The organism is Halalkalibacterium halodurans (assembly GCF_004376175.1).
GTDB lineage: Bacteria > Bacillota > Bacilli > Bacillales > Bacillaceae_D > Halalkalibacterium > Halalkalibacterium halodurans.
Window position 1 is genome coordinate 1 of the sequence record NZ_SNUY01000084.1, and the last position, 13,321, is coordinate 13,321.

Below are 13,321 nucleotides of genomic sequence, written 5' to 3' on the forward strand. Positions count from 1 at the left end.
AGTTCATGTACTTTATCTAAAAGTTCTTGGTTAGCGTGATGTAATTGTTCAATGGACTCATGATCAAATCGTGTATAAAAGCGAGATAAACTTGGTTGAGAAGCTAAGGAGTCAGTCCCAATCATTTGGGTGAAAACAGGATCATTCGTCAATTGATCGGCCGCATCATCCTCAGCATAACCAGCGATGAGTTGATAAATCTTTTGACGAAAGAGATTTTCATTCGAATGAAGATAGTATTTTCTCTCGTCATTCAAATGCAGGTGTTGAACAAGAGTCTCAGAGAATCCGATTTTTTCATCAAACTCTCGAAAAACGAATTCACCTGTATCAGAAGAAAGAGAGCCTCCATCAGTTGACAATTTAATTTGACGATTGAAATCTAGTGTTAGTTGCGGTAAAGTAGCCATTATAAGAATCCTTTCTGTGGTTATTTCGTAGTTGCTTTAACCATATCAGAAATGGATTCTTTTTTCATTTATTTGATGCATGGACCATTTAGCTCAATTACTTGATAGATAAGCATTATTTGGTTATCAAAGATTTTTTATGAATAATTCAGGATTAATTTATATGTACGTACAATTTCCCCTTGCATACACAAGGAAAAGTGGGTTATACTATCCATATAAATTTTATATTAAAGGGATGACCGTCCCGAACCAAAACCACCTGTTTAAATCAGCTACCAACTGAAGGTGGTTTTTTCTTTTCTATTTGTAGAAAATTGTATCACTATCACGTAACTTCCACAATACGCAGATTACTAGAAAAAAAGAAACCCTCACCGCATGAAAAAAACCCCCTTGATTTTTCATCAAAGAGGTTGGATATGCTCCTGAAGCTCTGCCACAAGATAATGAATGCAATCATTATCCGTAAACTTATCATCATCAGCTAGATACACCGTATAATCCTCGGCTTCCTGCTCCGACAACGTCAACTCATACCCATTCACATTCAGGAATGTTTCAAACACTGTAAGAGCCGTTCTCTTATTCCCATTATGAAAGATATGACCCCTCGCTATCGAATGATAATAGCAACACGCCTTTTCAATCAGGGAAGGATACTGCTCTTCATCAAAATACTCACTCTTCGGTCGTTCCAACATATACTCAAACTTGTCGGGGAATTTTATTCCAGCATCTTCTCCTTCTCCATACAACTCCATTAACGTATAATGAATAACCATTATTTCTTCCCCTGTTAGATACACAATGTCAATCGGTAACTCCCCCTTATTCTTCTCTATCTATCCCGAAGGTTTCGAAGGGCATTGTCATACTTGCCGATCGCTCGGTTCATCGCTTGTAAGACTTCTGGCCGAACTCCATTCGGAATAGAACGATTAACTTTTTTCATGACAATCTCGCCCCTTTCTTCATCAAAGCTCACTTCAATCTCATCACCTTTATTCATCTGCAACGCCTTTGTTATATCCTTCGGTATCCCAACAGATAAACTGTTCCCAACTTGATTAATACGTCGAGTATAGCGTTTCTCCTTTTTTTCCAACATCTCCACGCTCATTTCCATCATAATCTCCTTTCAGTATCAACGGAAAGGGCAATTTTTATACCTTTTCCGTATATATAATTATGATTGTATAAACAATTATAACACTCATTCCCATAAAAACAAGTTGCGAAACAACAAAAAGGGGCTTTATAAGCCCCCGAAACTATCATACGCCTTCATAATATTATCTTGGTTCAATCCTATGTACCTCATTGTCTCGGAAGGATGCCGATGATTAAAAATCTGTTGCACCACCGCCACATCTTTTGTCCGCTGATAAAAATGATAACCGAATGTTTTTCGCAAGGTATGAGTTCCGATTTCTTCAAGCCCCACCTTCTTCGCCACCCCATTCAAAATACGGTACGCCTGAATACGACTAATCGGCTTATTGGTTCTCGTACTTTTGAAAAGATACTGGTTCGGCTTCAATCGCAACTCCATACAATATTTTTCAATCTCTCTTTGCAACACAGGGAGAATAACAACCCTTCTCGTCTTCCCTGTTTTCTGTTCCTTCACTCTCACAAAATCTTTGTCCAGTACATCCTTCACCTTCAACGGTAAAATATCGGATATTCTCAAACCTGAATTAATCCCGAATACAAACAAAAAATAATCTCGATACGAACGCCGAAGCAAATGCCCTTTAATTTCCTGTACCTTTTCCAAGTCTCGAATTGGTTGAACGGTATTCAATTTTATCCCCCCATTTTGTTACATATGATGAACATTTCTCGCAAAAATGTTACATCACGAAAGCATTATACCTTCTCATTACTTGATAAATCAACGGTTATCCCCCCCTTATGTAACAAAGGCACGACTTTGTTACCTTATTTTTACCCATAAAAAAAGACCCCACCGAAAAAAACGGCAGGGTACTTTAAAAGGGTATCCCATTTTTGGTACACCCTTTTTGTTATACTTTTTCAATTTCGATTTTCTGACTGCTGCTTAAATTCACATCCACCGCATTCAAGATGTTCTGTGTTTCCGCAAACGCCCCAATCTGTTTCCCATCCACTATCACTCGATAAAGGTCGGGCTTCGTCTCTCTCTTTTTCTTCTTCAATCCCAACGTCTTCTCCAATCCCAACACATGAGCTTCCGCAATTCGTCTCAAAAAGGCTTTGCTCTTTAACAATTTCGCATCCGCTTTATGGTCAACAAATAAATTCTCCGTCAAGATCGCTGACATCCTCGTTTCTCTCAATACCGCAAAATTCGCTCTTTTCTTTCCTCTATCTCGAACCCCTAAATGATTCACTATCGCATGGTGCATCGAGTTCTGATACGCAACCGTTCTCTGTCCTACATTCCCATTAAAAATAAAGGACTCAAACCCCGTACCCCCTCCCGCATTACAATGAACCGACACAAAATAGTCAGCCTTCCACTCATTCGCCATCCTTGCTCTTTCCGTCAACACAGCAGTCGGCTCTCTTATGCTTGATGAAAGTGTCGAAGAAGAGCGAGTCGAAGCTCTTGCTGAGAGCTTTGCCGAAGAAATTAAGGCGGCACACGAAGACAAAGCAGCTAATGTACAAGTTGTACAAAACAGTGAAATCGTAGCAGATATTACGATTGAATAAGGTAGAATGCGATGAGCAAAGGCTTGTCGCATTTCTTTTTTTATTATTTGAAAATTTATTATTGAAATTGTTTACGCTTACATTTATAATACAGATAAATCGATTTAGTAAACCGGTTTAGTAAATCGATTTAGAAGGTAGCTTTATAAAGGAGTTTTCATGAAAAAGGTTACGATGGTGGATGTCGCCAAAGAAGCGAATGTATCCAAAAGCACAGTCTCTCAGTACATTAACAAACGTTATGACTATATGAGTGTAGAGACGAAAAAGAGAATTAAAGAAGCGATCGAAAAACTTGGGTATCAGCCGAACTACATAGCTAAAAGCCTTAAGCAGAAGAAGACATCAACAATCGGTGTCATTGTCGCAAATATTCTTCATTCCTTTTCTACTCAAGTCATCCGAGCCGTTGAAGATTACTGCCATGAACATGATTTTCATGTCATTGTTTGTAATGCTGATGATGATCCTGAAAAGGAAAAGAAGTATGTCGAGATGTTGCAAGCTAAGCAAGTAGACGGGTTAATTGTTTTCCCAACTGGAGGCAATGTCGAGCTTTTTCAGCAGATGGTCGAGCAAAATTTCCCGCTTGTGTTTGTAGATAGAAGAATTGAAGGCTTAGACGTACCTAGTATTCTACTCGACAACAAAAAAGCAATAACTCTTGCAGTAGAACATTTGCTTGAGAGGAACTATAAACGGATTGGCATTATTACACCTTCCTTAATTCGTAAGATTACACCTCGTATCGAACGGGTTCAAGGCTATAAGGATGCCTTAGAAAAACACGGATTAGAACTAAATGAACAATACATGAAAAGTGTAGATGTTCCTCTTATGAAAGATACAGTAAAAGAGATGTTAGAACTTCCTGAGCCTCCTGATGCACTATTAGCAGGGAATGATTTAGCGTTGATGGAAGTCTTGAAATTAGTGAAAGAAGAAAGCCTCGATGTTCCTAGTAAGCTAGCAATCGTAGGCGTTGATGATGTTTCTTTTGCAAGCCTTTTCAATCCTTCGCTGACAACGATTGCACAGCCTGCTTTTGAAATGGGTACAGACGCAGCGGAACGATTATTGAACAGAATTAAAGGCTCTCCTGTAGAGCACAGCTGTGTAACGTACTATGAACCCGTTCTACGCAAGAGACAATCTAGTTAAAACAAAATAAGTAGATGGGAGAGCGATGATGAGAAAAGATGTTATAACAATTGGCGATGCCATGATTACATTTAATCCAGCAACGACCGGCCCAATGAGGTTTGTCCAAAGCTTTGAGCGAAAGGTTGGCGGAGCAGAGCTGAACTTTGCTCTAGGATGTGCTCGCCTAGGCTTACAGACGGGCTGGATCTCAAGGCTCGGTGCCGATGAGTTTGGCAGATTTATTAAAAATTTTGTACGCGGTGAAGGAATTGACATCTCTGAAGTAGAGCTAGTAGAAGGATGCCCGACTTCACTGAATTTTAAAGAGATTAGAGAAGACGGCTCAGGAACGACTCATTATTACCGTTATAATTCACCAACCCAAGTCCTGACAGAAGACACGTTAAATGAAGACTATATTAAAAACAGTAAAGTCCTTCATGTCACTGGGGTATTCGCAGCGATTGATAAAAAGAATCCAGGCACCTTGCTTGAAGCAGTGAAGCTTGCAAAAAAGCACGGCGTTACGGTTTCATTTGATCCAAACTTGCGCTTGAAGCTGTGGACGATTGAAGAAGCGAAAGCTGCTTTTCATTCGATTCTTCCTTATGTAGATATTATCTTATCTGGAGTTGAAGAAGCAGAACTGCTTTACGGCGAGAAATCAATAGACGAGTATATTGATATTTTCAAAGAATACGGGATTAGAGACATTATCCTGAAACGCGGAGCAGAAGGTTCAGTCGGCTACCGCGATGGCGAGCTGATTTATGCTGATCCTGTAAAACCTAAAGTGGTCGTCGATACAGTAGGCGCAGGAGATGGATTTAGCGCCGGCTACATTTATTCTTACTTAAATGGAAGCGCTCTCTGTGAATCGCTCGCATTTGCAAACTTAATCGGTTCGATGGTTGTAAGTGTTCAAGGGGATAATGAAGGGCTGCCTTATCTTGATGATGTGATGGTAAGGCTCGGTAAGAAAGAAGAAGTGGAAAGGTAGGCGGGTAACATGAAGCTGCAGCTTGCCCTAGATCGTTTAACAAAAGAGGAATGCACAGACATTCTTAAAGAAACGCAATCAGCAATTGATTTTATTGAAGTTGGAACGGGCGTGATTAAAGAATACGGCACCTCAATTATAAAAGAAATGAAGCAGTCGTACCCTAAACACATTATTGTAGCAGATATGAAAACATGTGATGCAGGGAAGGCTGAAGCAGTGCAGGCATTTGAAGCAGGTGCCGATATCACAACGGTTATGGCATTTGCCCATGATGCGACGATCCGAGACATGGTCGAGGTAGCGAAGAGTTATCAAAAGCGAGTAATGGTTGACCTCTTAGGGGTCGATAGCAAAGAGAGAATACATGAGCTTAAAGAATTAGGTGTTGATTTAGTTAGTCTCCACATCGGCAAAGATATGCAAGGGGATGGAAAGGCTGCCACAGCAGAGCTTTTCAGCTTACTTGAAGAGGTAAGAGCGGAGATGGAAGTGTCAGTGGCAGGTGGAATTAATGAAGAATCACTGCCGCAATTCCTTCAACACTCACCAGATATCTTAATTGTCGGCAGTGCGATCACGAAGGCAGATGATAAAGCCTCTGTTGCCCAGAAAATGAAGGAGATGATTTTAACTTGAAAACGACACTGAATACAGTAGCGAAAGAAGTAAATGAAGTCCTTCAACAGGTTAAAGAAGATCAAGCGATTGACCTCTCAAAAGCGCTCCTGCAGGCTAAACGGATTTTCGTTTTAGGAGAAGGGCGTTCTGGACTAATGGGCAAGGCCTTTGCGATGAGGCTGATGCATGCAGGGTTTCATGTTTACGCAGTAGGGGAGACAATCACACCAAGCATCCAGAAAGATGATCTGCTAGTAGCCATCTCAGGATCAGGCACCACAGGATCGATCGTTCAATTTGCAAAGAAAGCCAAAGAGGCAGGGGCTGAGGTTGCAGGAGTAACAACAGATGCCGCGTCTCCATTAGCAGAAGTGAGCAGCAATATGCTAATCATCCCAGCAGCAACGAAATACAGAAGAGAAACAGAGCCGGATACGATCCAGCCGCTCGGCAATCAATTTGATCAAAGTCTACATTTACTTCTAGATGCTATCATCATCTACACCGTGAAAGAAACAAGCAGCCATGAAGAGATGAAAAACAGGCATGCCAACTTAGAGTAAGGGAGAGAATCATAAATGACCGATATTAAAGTATCACAAGAAAAGCTTAAAGAGTTAGTTGTAAATAAATTAACGGATGCATCACTTGTAAGGGAACATGCTGAAATTGTAGCAGACGTTTTAATTCATGCCGATATGCGCGGCGTTAGTTCACACGGAGTTCTTCGTACAGAGCATTATGTAAAACGCTTAAATGAAGGCGGAATGAACCCGAATCCTGAGTTTAAAGTAACAGAAACAGGTCCATGTTCAGCGATCTTTGATGGAGATGACGGCATGGGGCACGTGGTAACAAAAGAAGCGATGGATGTTTCGATTGAAATGGCTAAAAAGAACGGAATCGGAATGGTTGGAATCACTAACAGCAGCCACTGCGGAGCTCTTTCATACTTTGTGCAGCAAGCAGCGGAACACAACCTGGTAGGTATGGCACTCACTCATACAGATAGTATCGTCGTTCCTTTTGGCGGGGCAAAGCCTTACTACGGTACAAACCCGATTGCTTATGGTTTCCCAGCTCGTAAAAATAAGCCAGTCATCCTTGACATGGCAACAAGCAACGTAGCATTTGGAAAGGTACTGCATGCTCGTGAAGCAGGCGGAGAGATTCCAAGTGACTGGGGCGTAGATGAAAAAGGGCAGCCAACGACAAACCCTCATGATGTTTCATACTTACTGCCTTTTGCAGGACCTAAAGGATACGGACTTGGCATGGTTGTCGATATTATGTCTGGAATTATGACGGGTTCAAGCTTCGGTCCTAATATTGCCAAAATGTACGGCGACTACGATAAAAAACGTAAGCTAGGACACTTTATCTTTACGATCAATCCTGCGATGTTTACAAATATCGATGACTTCTTAGACTCAATGGACCAAATGATTGATGAAATTCACCAAGTAGAACCGGCTGAAGGATTTGACAAAGTATTAGTTCCAGGAGAACCTGAGCAGTTAAAAGAAGAGGTTGCTTTAACTGAAGGCGTGCCTGTTACTAAATCGGTTTATGAATATTTAGCTAACTAATTTAATGGTTGCAAACGGTTACGATAACCGTACACAAATACACATTTAGGGGGATATACACATGAAAAAGCTTAAAGGGTTAGTGATTGGATCGGCATTACTTATGATGCTTGCTGCTTGTGGCGGAGGAGATACGGAAACAACAGCCGACGGTGTAGAAGAAAATACTGCATCTGGTGAAACAATTAACTGGAGAATGGGTCACTTAGCTGCTGAAGATCACATTTGGCACCAAACAGCTGAGAAATTTGCAGAGCTTGTTAGTGAGAAAACAGAAGGTCAAATTGATATTTCAATCTATCCGAACAACCAGCTTGGCGGGGAAACAGAAGTATTAAATAGTGTGAAGGGCGGAAACGTTGACCTTCTTATCACTGGTGAAACGATGCAAAACTGGGCACCAAAAGCAGCGCTTTTAGCGGTACCATATGCGTTCCGTGATTCAGATCACTTAAAAGCAGTTGTTGAAGGGGAGATCGGACGCGAAATTGAAGAGGAAATCGTAGAAAAAGTGGGCGTTACACCTTTATTCCACATGGAACGTGCACCTCGTAACTTAACATCAAATGAGCCGATCAGCACACCTGAAGATTTAAGCGGTTTCAGAATGCGTGTACCTAACGTTCCTTTATTCATGGATTCTTGGAGTGCAGCTGGTGCGAGCCCGCAAGTAATGGACTTTAATGAGGTATTTACTGGACTACAGCAAGGTGTAATCCACGGTCAAGAAAACCCAGTTGACCTTATTCACAGCGGCGGTCTTTATGAAGTACAACAATATGTAAACGAAACAGAGCATGTGTACTCTTGGATTTATGTAGTAGTAGGTAACTCTCAATTCGAAGCGTTAAGTGAAGACCTGCAGCAAGCAGTAATGGAAGCAGCTGAAGAAGCTAAAGTGTTTGGTGATGAGCTGTTCGTTGAAGAAATTCAAAATTACCGTGACACTCTTGAAGAAGAAGGCATGACATTTAATAGTGATGTTGACCAAGATGCGTTCCGTGAAGCAATGGAGCCAGCGATTGAAAGTGCATTAACAGAAGAGCAATTTGAGCTTTATCAGCAAATTTTAGAAGTTCAATAAGGAATTCTAATAAGACGTATCAACTAGACGTTGGTACGTCTTATTTCTAAGAAAGGCGATGAGAAATGTGAGACCGCTAAAACTTTTAGATCGAACGCTAGAAGTCTTAACTGCCCTATGTTTTATCGGTATTATTGTCGTTGTAACTATGCAGATATCTACTAGATTCCTACCTTTTTCAGCTGTTTGGACAGAAGAGTTAACACGTTATTTATTTATATTCGCGGTATCTTTTGGAGCACCGCTTGCGATGAAACGTCAAGAATTTATTAGTATCGATTTCATTTTGAATGCAATACCGGAGAGGTTCCGGAATTATTATACAGCGTTTACTCAACTTCTAGTCATTGTGATGTGTTCCTACATTGCCTATTACGGCTACTACTTTATGCTGCTTGGTCAAGGGCAGCGTTCAGCTACGATGGCGATTGAAATGTCATGGATTCATGCAAGCATCGGTTTATCCATGCTGCTTGTAGGAGTGTATGCGATTATCAGTATCGTTGATTTATTTGTTAGAAGGAAGCGAGGCGAACAAGCATGATGGCATTACTTTTATTCCTATCCTTCCTTGTTCTCATGTTTTTAGGAGTACCCATTGCCTTTAGTTTAGGGCTTTCAAGTTTACTTTATTTAATTATTGTGGATGTTCCTTTGACGATTATCCCGCAGCGCATGTTCTCTGGGATTAACTCATTCGTTCTTCTATGTATCCCGGGTTTCATTCTTGCTGGGAACTTAATGAATGCAGGGGGGATTACGGAGCGAATTATCAAATTTGCCAATGATGTAGTGGGTCATATTAGAGGAGGACTAGGTCTTGCGAATATCGGGTCCTCTATGGGGTTTGCCGGAATTTCTGGAACAGCTTTAGCGGATACAGCGAGTATTGGTTCGGTGATGATTCCAGCGATGAAAAAGCAAGGCTATGATGCACCGTATGCAGCGGCTGTTACTTCATCATCCTCTACAATTGGGCCGATCATCCCTCCATCTTTACCATTAATAATTGTTGGAACACTTGCTAGTATATCAATTGGTGATTTATTTTTAGCTGGGGCGATTCCAGGAGTCTTACTGGGGATAGGGTTAATGATTATGGCATACTACCTATCCGTTAAGAGAGGATACCCAAAGCAAGATCGTAAGCCAATCAGTGAAATTACAAAATCGTTCTTCGGCGCATTCTGGGCGCTTTTGATGACCGTTATTATTTTATACGGAATTCTTGGCGGTTACTTTACACCGACCGAGGCATCCATAGTTGCTGTTCTTTACGCATTAGTGATCGGTTTATTTGTTTACAAAGACTTAAAGATCAAACAAGTTCCAAAAATTATTCTAGATTCAATGATCAGCACAGCATCGATCTTAATTCTAGTAGGGTTTGCTAATTTATTTGGTTACATTCTAGTGAGTGAACAAATTCCTATTCTTGTAGCCGATACGATTTTAGGAATTACCGAAAACCCAATCCTCGTTATTCTGTTAATTATCTTATTATTGCTATTTGTTGGAACGTTTATGGAAACCATTGCAGCACTTGTTATCTTATTCCCTGTATTACTTCCTGTAGCTGCACAAGTAGGTATGGATCCAGTTCACTTTGGAGTGGTAATGGTACTAGCATTAATCATCGGGCTGACAACACCGCCTGTAGGAGTGTGCTTGTTTGTTGCATCAAGCATCGGAAAAGTGTCGATCTGGGATACGACAAAAGCACTCGTTCCGTTCCTATTTGTAAGTTTAGTCGTTTTACTATTAGTTGCATTTATTCCAGAACTTACGTTGTTCTTGCCAAGTTTGTTTGATTAATAGGAGGCGTCTTGAGGATGAAAGTTGTAAATGTTGAGGAAGCGGGTTCGATTGCAGTCATTGAAAAAGAAGTGCCTGATATCAAAGCGGCAAATGAAGTGCTGATGCGTGTCCGTATGGTAGGAATTTGCGGGTCAGATATGCATATCTATCACGGGACCAATCCATTAGCTACGTATCCACGGATTATCGGACATGAAGTGACAGGCGAAGTCGTCAAAGCGGGGGAGAGTGTGTCCCGTTTAAAAGAAGGCGATAAGGTGGTACTAGAGCCAATTGATACATGCGGCGAGTGCTATGCTTGCCGTAATGGACGAGCAAATGTGTGCGAAAAGCTTGAAGTATATGGTGTACACCGCGACGGAGGCATGCAGGAATATATGGTCGTAAACGAAGCTCACCTTCATAAAGTCGATGCATCAATACCCTTTGAAGATTCGGTATTAGTGGAGCCTTTTACGATCGGGGCACAAGCCAACTGGCGTGGAGATGTCCAAAAAGGTGATACCGTGTTAATTCAAGGAGCAGGACCGATTGGCATCTGTTGTCTAAAAGTAGCAAATCTGCTTGGAGCCACATGCTTTATCACCGATCTAAGTGAAGAACGATTAGACTTTGCCGTAAAGTGCGGAGCAGATAAAGTGATTCATGCTGGTAAAGAGGATGTAGTGGAGACGGTAATGGAAGCAACGGCTGGTGAAGGGGCCAATGTTGTCATTGATGCGGTATGTCTCCCGCAAACATTCGAATTAGGCATCCACGCAGCATCCATTGCCGGACATGTTGTGGTACTAGGGTTTGATGAGCGTCCATCAACGATCTCTCAACTTCCAATTACTAAAAAAGAATTAACGATTGTCGGATCACGTCTACAAACGAACCAATTTGAAAAAGTCATTAAGTGGATGGAAGAAAAAGAGCTGAATGTAGATGAAATGGTCACACATACTTTCTCTATTGATGAAATTAAAGAAGCGATGTCTTTCATTGAAAACAATCCAAATGAAGTACGAAAAGCAGTAATCTCCATGTAAGCACGATCTGCCCGCCCAATTATCGGGTGGGCTAACCCTTGGTGCTTGCGCTCTATTTGCTCCAATCGCTTGCGCTCAATTCGTTGTAAATGCGCTTTTTTCTGCTCCATATATTCCATGTAATCGTTATCGGGTACAAACTCGCCTTGCGTGGCTTTAAACCGGCTGTAATTGCCGTTTTTTCGTCCGTCTATAATTAATGGTGCCCTATTCGGCGTTCGTGCGCTCCTGCCCGGCGTTCTCGTTACCATTCGCATTTTATCCACCCTCTCGCATTTATTTAAACGTTGCTAAAAAACGCCTTTTCAATAACTGCCTTGTATTCGTGTGCATGGTACGGCTCTTTTTCGTTCTCCAATAACCACGCCTCAAACATTTCTAAAATATCTCGCCATAACTCGCCCTCACTTTTCACTGGGTACCAATTCGCATGGTGCTGTTTATTTTTGTTGTAATCCTCTATTTCCTCTTGGCTCCAAAATTCCAAATAACATAAGTGTGAAAAAATCGTGCCGGCTTTGCTGTTGTCCATTAAAAACGCCGTAAAATTTTGCTGTGCGTCCCGGCTAATATAATCGTTTAAAATCAAATCCGTTTTTTTCGGCTCTATTGATTTTTCAATTTTTAATAACCGGCTTTTAAAATTCCTTGCCATGCCCTCACCCTCTCTAATTCATCACCACCTCGAAATAATGGCTTGCATGGGGTTTGTTTTAGCAAGCCATTATTTTACTCCCCTGCCCGTCATTCTCGTTACTGTTTTTACAATGCTATGTCGTTGCCCACCTTTTCTGTAAACGCTCATTTTGCTTACTCCCCTTCCCATTTCTTAATTTTTTGTGTAAGCCTATTACCCTCTTAACTCGTTTAAAATCTTTTCGTTAATGTGTAATAAATCATGGTGCCCATGCTCTTTTAATAACTCGCCAAACCGCTCATACAATGCTATCGCTGTTTCTCGCTCGCTTTTTATTTCATACTTGGACGTGGTAACAACGCCGGTCTTTTGCTCGTAACGCTCCCACCGCTTACGCCCCCCATTTTTTAAATCATGGTTGTATTTCTCAATTTCCCATGGTGTCCACTTTTCGTAATAGTCCAATGTAACGTTAAAACATCGCTCATGTGGTCATTTACGGCTAAATCCGTTATAACGCTTATATAACGTTCCTCGGGGTCGTCCGGCTCTTTTAACACTGTTATTTTCGGCTCTATCGTTTTTTTAATTTTCAGTAAACGACTTTTAAAATTGTGCCTTGCCATTCGTTCGCCCCCCTTCTCCTGCTTCGTGAATTTGTTTTATTGTTTCTTCCATGTCCTCTATTTTTTCGGCTAATTCTCCCACTTCCATGGCTCTAAGAATTGTGTTTGATAATGTGGCTATGGCTCGGGCTTTTTCAATTGTCAATTCTCCGTCCTGCAATAAACCGTTTATAACTCTTGCTAACATACGCCGGACGTCTTGCGGTTTCGTTAATCTTATATCTCGCTCAAATTCATACGCCATTTACACCACCCTCCTAAAAGCCTTTAATACCAATGGTTTTCGCCGTTTTTTCATTGCAAATAATATAACGGTGTATCGCAAATATGGACGCTGTTATATTACTCTTATATTACCGTAAATTACCAAATGAATAAAACATCTATTATGTTTTTGTATGATTTATGCCACTATCTTTTTTTGTTCGGCTTTAAATGCTTATATATCAACTGCTTACAACGTGAACAATACAGAATGGTATTTTTGTATGATTGAATTTGCTTAAAAAAATATACCGGGTAAAATTGTGTGGTACCGTCAAGAATTTTGTGTAAGCTCGCAGGGTTTCCTTTGGAATTGCCAATATATTAGACCTTAAGCAGCCTTGGTGACTACACAAAAAGTTTCAGAAGGTTCTGTCAAGGGCGAAGTGTAT

Annotated in this window: 18 protein-coding genes; 10 read left to right on the plus strand and 8 right to left on the minus strand. The window is 41.0% G+C overall.

Annotation, left to right across the window (positions count from 1 at the left end):
• The 5 genes from E2L07_RS18615 to E2L07_RS18635 all read right to left on the minus strand — a co-directional run.
• The coding region (locus E2L07_RS18615) for a transposase (protein ID WP_208401993.1) at positions 1-410 on the minus strand (410 nt) is incomplete at its 3' end.
• A 407-nt stretch (positions 411-817) separates the two neighbouring features.
• Positions 818-1,222, minus strand: coding sequence for a type II toxin-antitoxin system death-on-curing family toxin (locus E2L07_RS18620; RefSeq protein WP_134230309.1), 405 nt, complete (start codon positions 1,220-1,222; stop codon positions 818-820).
• A gap of 29 nt (positions 1,223-1,251) precedes the next feature.
• Positions 1,252-1,533 (minus strand): AbrB/MazE/SpoVT family DNA-binding domain-containing protein, encoded by a 282-nt coding sequence (locus tag E2L07_RS18625; protein WP_134230310.1) that lies wholly within the window; start codon positions 1,531-1,533, stop codon positions 1,252-1,254.
• Positions 1,534-1,668: 135 nt separating this feature from the next.
• Complete coding sequence (locus E2L07_RS18630; protein WP_134230311.1) at positions 1,669-2,220, minus strand: site-specific integrase; 552 nt, start codon at positions 2,218-2,220, stop codon at positions 1,669-1,671.
• A 223-nt stretch (positions 2,221-2,443) separates the two neighbouring features.
• The gene (locus tag E2L07_RS18635) at positions 2,444-2,953 is read right to left on the minus strand and encodes an N-acetylmuramoyl-L-alanine amidase (RefSeq protein WP_243855005.1); all 510 of its coding nucleotides are present in this window, start codon (positions 2,951-2,953) and stop codon (positions 2,444-2,446) included.
• A gap of 16 nt (positions 2,954-2,969) precedes the next feature.
• On the opposite strand from E2L07_RS18635, the gene E2L07_RS21370 reads away from it, so the two are divergent.
• The 10 genes from E2L07_RS21370 to E2L07_RS18680 all read left to right on the plus strand — a co-directional run bounded on the left by E2L07_RS21370 (position 2,970) and on the right by E2L07_RS18680 (position 11,402).
• A complete protein-coding gene (locus tag E2L07_RS21370; protein WP_243855006.1) occupies positions 2,970-3,116 on the plus strand; it encodes a hypothetical protein in 147 nt (48 codons plus the stop codon).
• Positions 3,117-3,275: 159 nt separating this feature from the next.
• Positions 3,276-4,277 (plus strand): substrate-binding domain-containing protein, encoded by a 1,002-nt coding sequence (locus tag E2L07_RS18640; RefSeq protein ID WP_134230313.1) that lies wholly within the window; start codon positions 3,276-3,278, stop codon positions 4,275-4,277.
• Between the two features lie 25 nt (positions 4,278-4,302).
• Positions 4,303-5,259, plus strand: coding sequence for a sugar kinase (locus E2L07_RS18645; protein WP_134230314.1), 957 nt, complete (start codon positions 4,303-4,305; stop codon positions 5,257-5,259).
• A 9-nt stretch (positions 5,260-5,268) separates the two neighbouring features.
• Entirely contained in the window at positions 5,269-5,898 is a 630-nt protein-coding gene (gene hxlA / locus E2L07_RS18650; RefSeq protein ID WP_134230315.1) for a 3-hexulose-6-phosphate synthase, read from the plus strand.
• A complete protein-coding gene (hxlB, locus tag E2L07_RS18655) occupies positions 5,895-6,443 on the plus strand; it encodes a 6-phospho-3-hexuloisomerase (protein ID WP_134230316.1) in 549 nt (182 codons plus the stop codon). The genes hxlA and hxlB overlap by 4 nt, the downstream gene beginning before the upstream one ends.
• A gap of 15 nt (positions 6,444-6,458) precedes the next feature.
• A complete protein-coding gene (gene allD, locus E2L07_RS18660) occupies positions 6,459-7,469 on the plus strand; it encodes an ureidoglycolate dehydrogenase (RefSeq protein WP_134230317.1) in 1,011 nt (336 codons plus the stop codon).
• 61 nt (positions 7,470-7,530) lie between these two features.
• Complete coding sequence (locus E2L07_RS18665) at positions 7,531-8,553, plus strand: TRAP transporter substrate-binding protein (protein WP_134230318.1); 1,023 nt, start codon at positions 7,531-7,533, stop codon at positions 8,551-8,553.
• A 67-nt stretch (positions 8,554-8,620) separates the two neighbouring features.
• Positions 8,621-9,097: a TRAP transporter small permease gene (locus E2L07_RS18670; RefSeq protein ID WP_411810027.1), complete on the plus strand. Its 477-nt coding sequence runs from the start codon at positions 8,621-8,623 to the stop codon at positions 9,095-9,097.
• Positions 9,094-10,368, plus strand: a complete 1,275-nt coding sequence (locus E2L07_RS18675; RefSeq protein WP_134230320.1) for a TRAP transporter large permease — start codon at positions 9,094-9,096, stop codon at positions 10,366-10,368. The genes E2L07_RS18670 and E2L07_RS18675 overlap by 4 nt, the downstream gene beginning before the upstream one ends.
• Positions 10,369-10,385: 17 nt before the next feature.
• Positions 10,386-11,402, plus strand: a complete 1,017-nt coding sequence (locus E2L07_RS18680) for a zinc-binding alcohol dehydrogenase family protein (RefSeq protein ID WP_134230321.1) — start codon at positions 10,386-10,388, stop codon at positions 11,400-11,402.
• 280 nt (positions 11,403-11,682) lie between these two features.
• On the opposite strand, the gene E2L07_RS18685 is transcribed toward E2L07_RS18680, so the two are convergent.
• The 3 genes from E2L07_RS18685 to E2L07_RS18695 all read right to left on the minus strand — a co-directional run bounded on the left by E2L07_RS18685 (position 11,683) and on the right by E2L07_RS18695 (position 12,909).
• A complete protein-coding gene (locus tag E2L07_RS18685; RefSeq protein ID WP_134230322.1) occupies positions 11,683-12,057 on the minus strand; it encodes a hypothetical protein in 375 nt (124 codons plus the stop codon).
• 195 nt (positions 12,058-12,252) lie between these two features.
• Positions 12,253-12,504 (minus strand): hypothetical protein, encoded by a 252-nt coding sequence (locus E2L07_RS18690; protein WP_134230323.1) that lies wholly within the window; start codon positions 12,502-12,504, stop codon positions 12,253-12,255.
• Between the two features lie 141 nt (positions 12,505-12,645).
• Positions 12,646-12,909 carry a hypothetical protein gene (locus E2L07_RS18695; RefSeq protein WP_134230324.1) on the minus strand — a complete coding sequence of 88 codons (264 nt, stop codon included), beginning with the start codon at positions 12,907-12,909 and terminating at the stop codon, positions 12,646-12,648.
• Between the last annotated feature and the right edge of the window lie 412 nt (positions 12,910-13,321).

Excerpts from the sequence above, each read along its gene's own strand:
- E2L07_RS21370 (WP_243855006.1), top strand. The coding sequence starts at position 2,970 with ATGCTTGATGAAAGTGTCGAAGAAGAGCGAGTCGAAGCTCTTGCTGAG.
- E2L07_RS18695 (WP_134230324.1), bottom strand. The coding sequence starts at position 12,909 with ATGGCGTATGAATTTGAGCGAGATATAAGATTAACGAAACCGCAAGAC.
- E2L07_RS18645 (WP_134230314.1), top strand. The coding sequence starts at position 4,303 with ATGATGAGAAAAGATGTTATAACAATTGGCGATGCCATGATTACATTT.
- E2L07_RS18625 (WP_134230310.1), bottom strand. The coding sequence starts at position 1,533 with ATGAGCGTGGAGATGTTGGAAAAAAAGGAGAAACGCTATACTCGACGT.
- E2L07_RS18665 (WP_134230318.1), top strand. The coding sequence starts at position 7,531 with ATGAAAAAGCTTAAAGGGTTAGTGATTGGATCGGCATTACTTATGATG.
- E2L07_RS18640 (WP_134230313.1), top strand. The coding sequence starts at position 3,276 with ATGAAAAAGGTTACGATGGTGGATGTCGCCAAAGAAGCGAATGTATCC.
- E2L07_RS18685 (WP_134230322.1), bottom strand. The coding sequence starts at position 12,057 with ATGGCAAGGAATTTTAAAAGCCGGTTATTAAAAATTGAAAAATCAATA.
- E2L07_RS18675 (WP_134230320.1), top strand. The coding sequence starts at position 9,094 with ATGATGGCATTACTTTTATTCCTATCCTTCCTTGTTCTCATGTTTTTA.
- allD (WP_134230317.1), top strand. The coding sequence starts at position 6,459 with ATGACCGATATTAAAGTATCACAAGAAAAGCTTAAAGAGTTAGTTGTA.
- E2L07_RS18680 (WP_134230321.1), top strand. The coding sequence starts at position 10,386 with ATGAAAGTTGTAAATGTTGAGGAAGCGGGTTCGATTGCAGTCATTGAA.
- hxlA (WP_134230315.1), top strand. The coding sequence starts at position 5,269 with ATGAAGCTGCAGCTTGCCCTAGATCGTTTAACAAAAGAGGAATGCACA.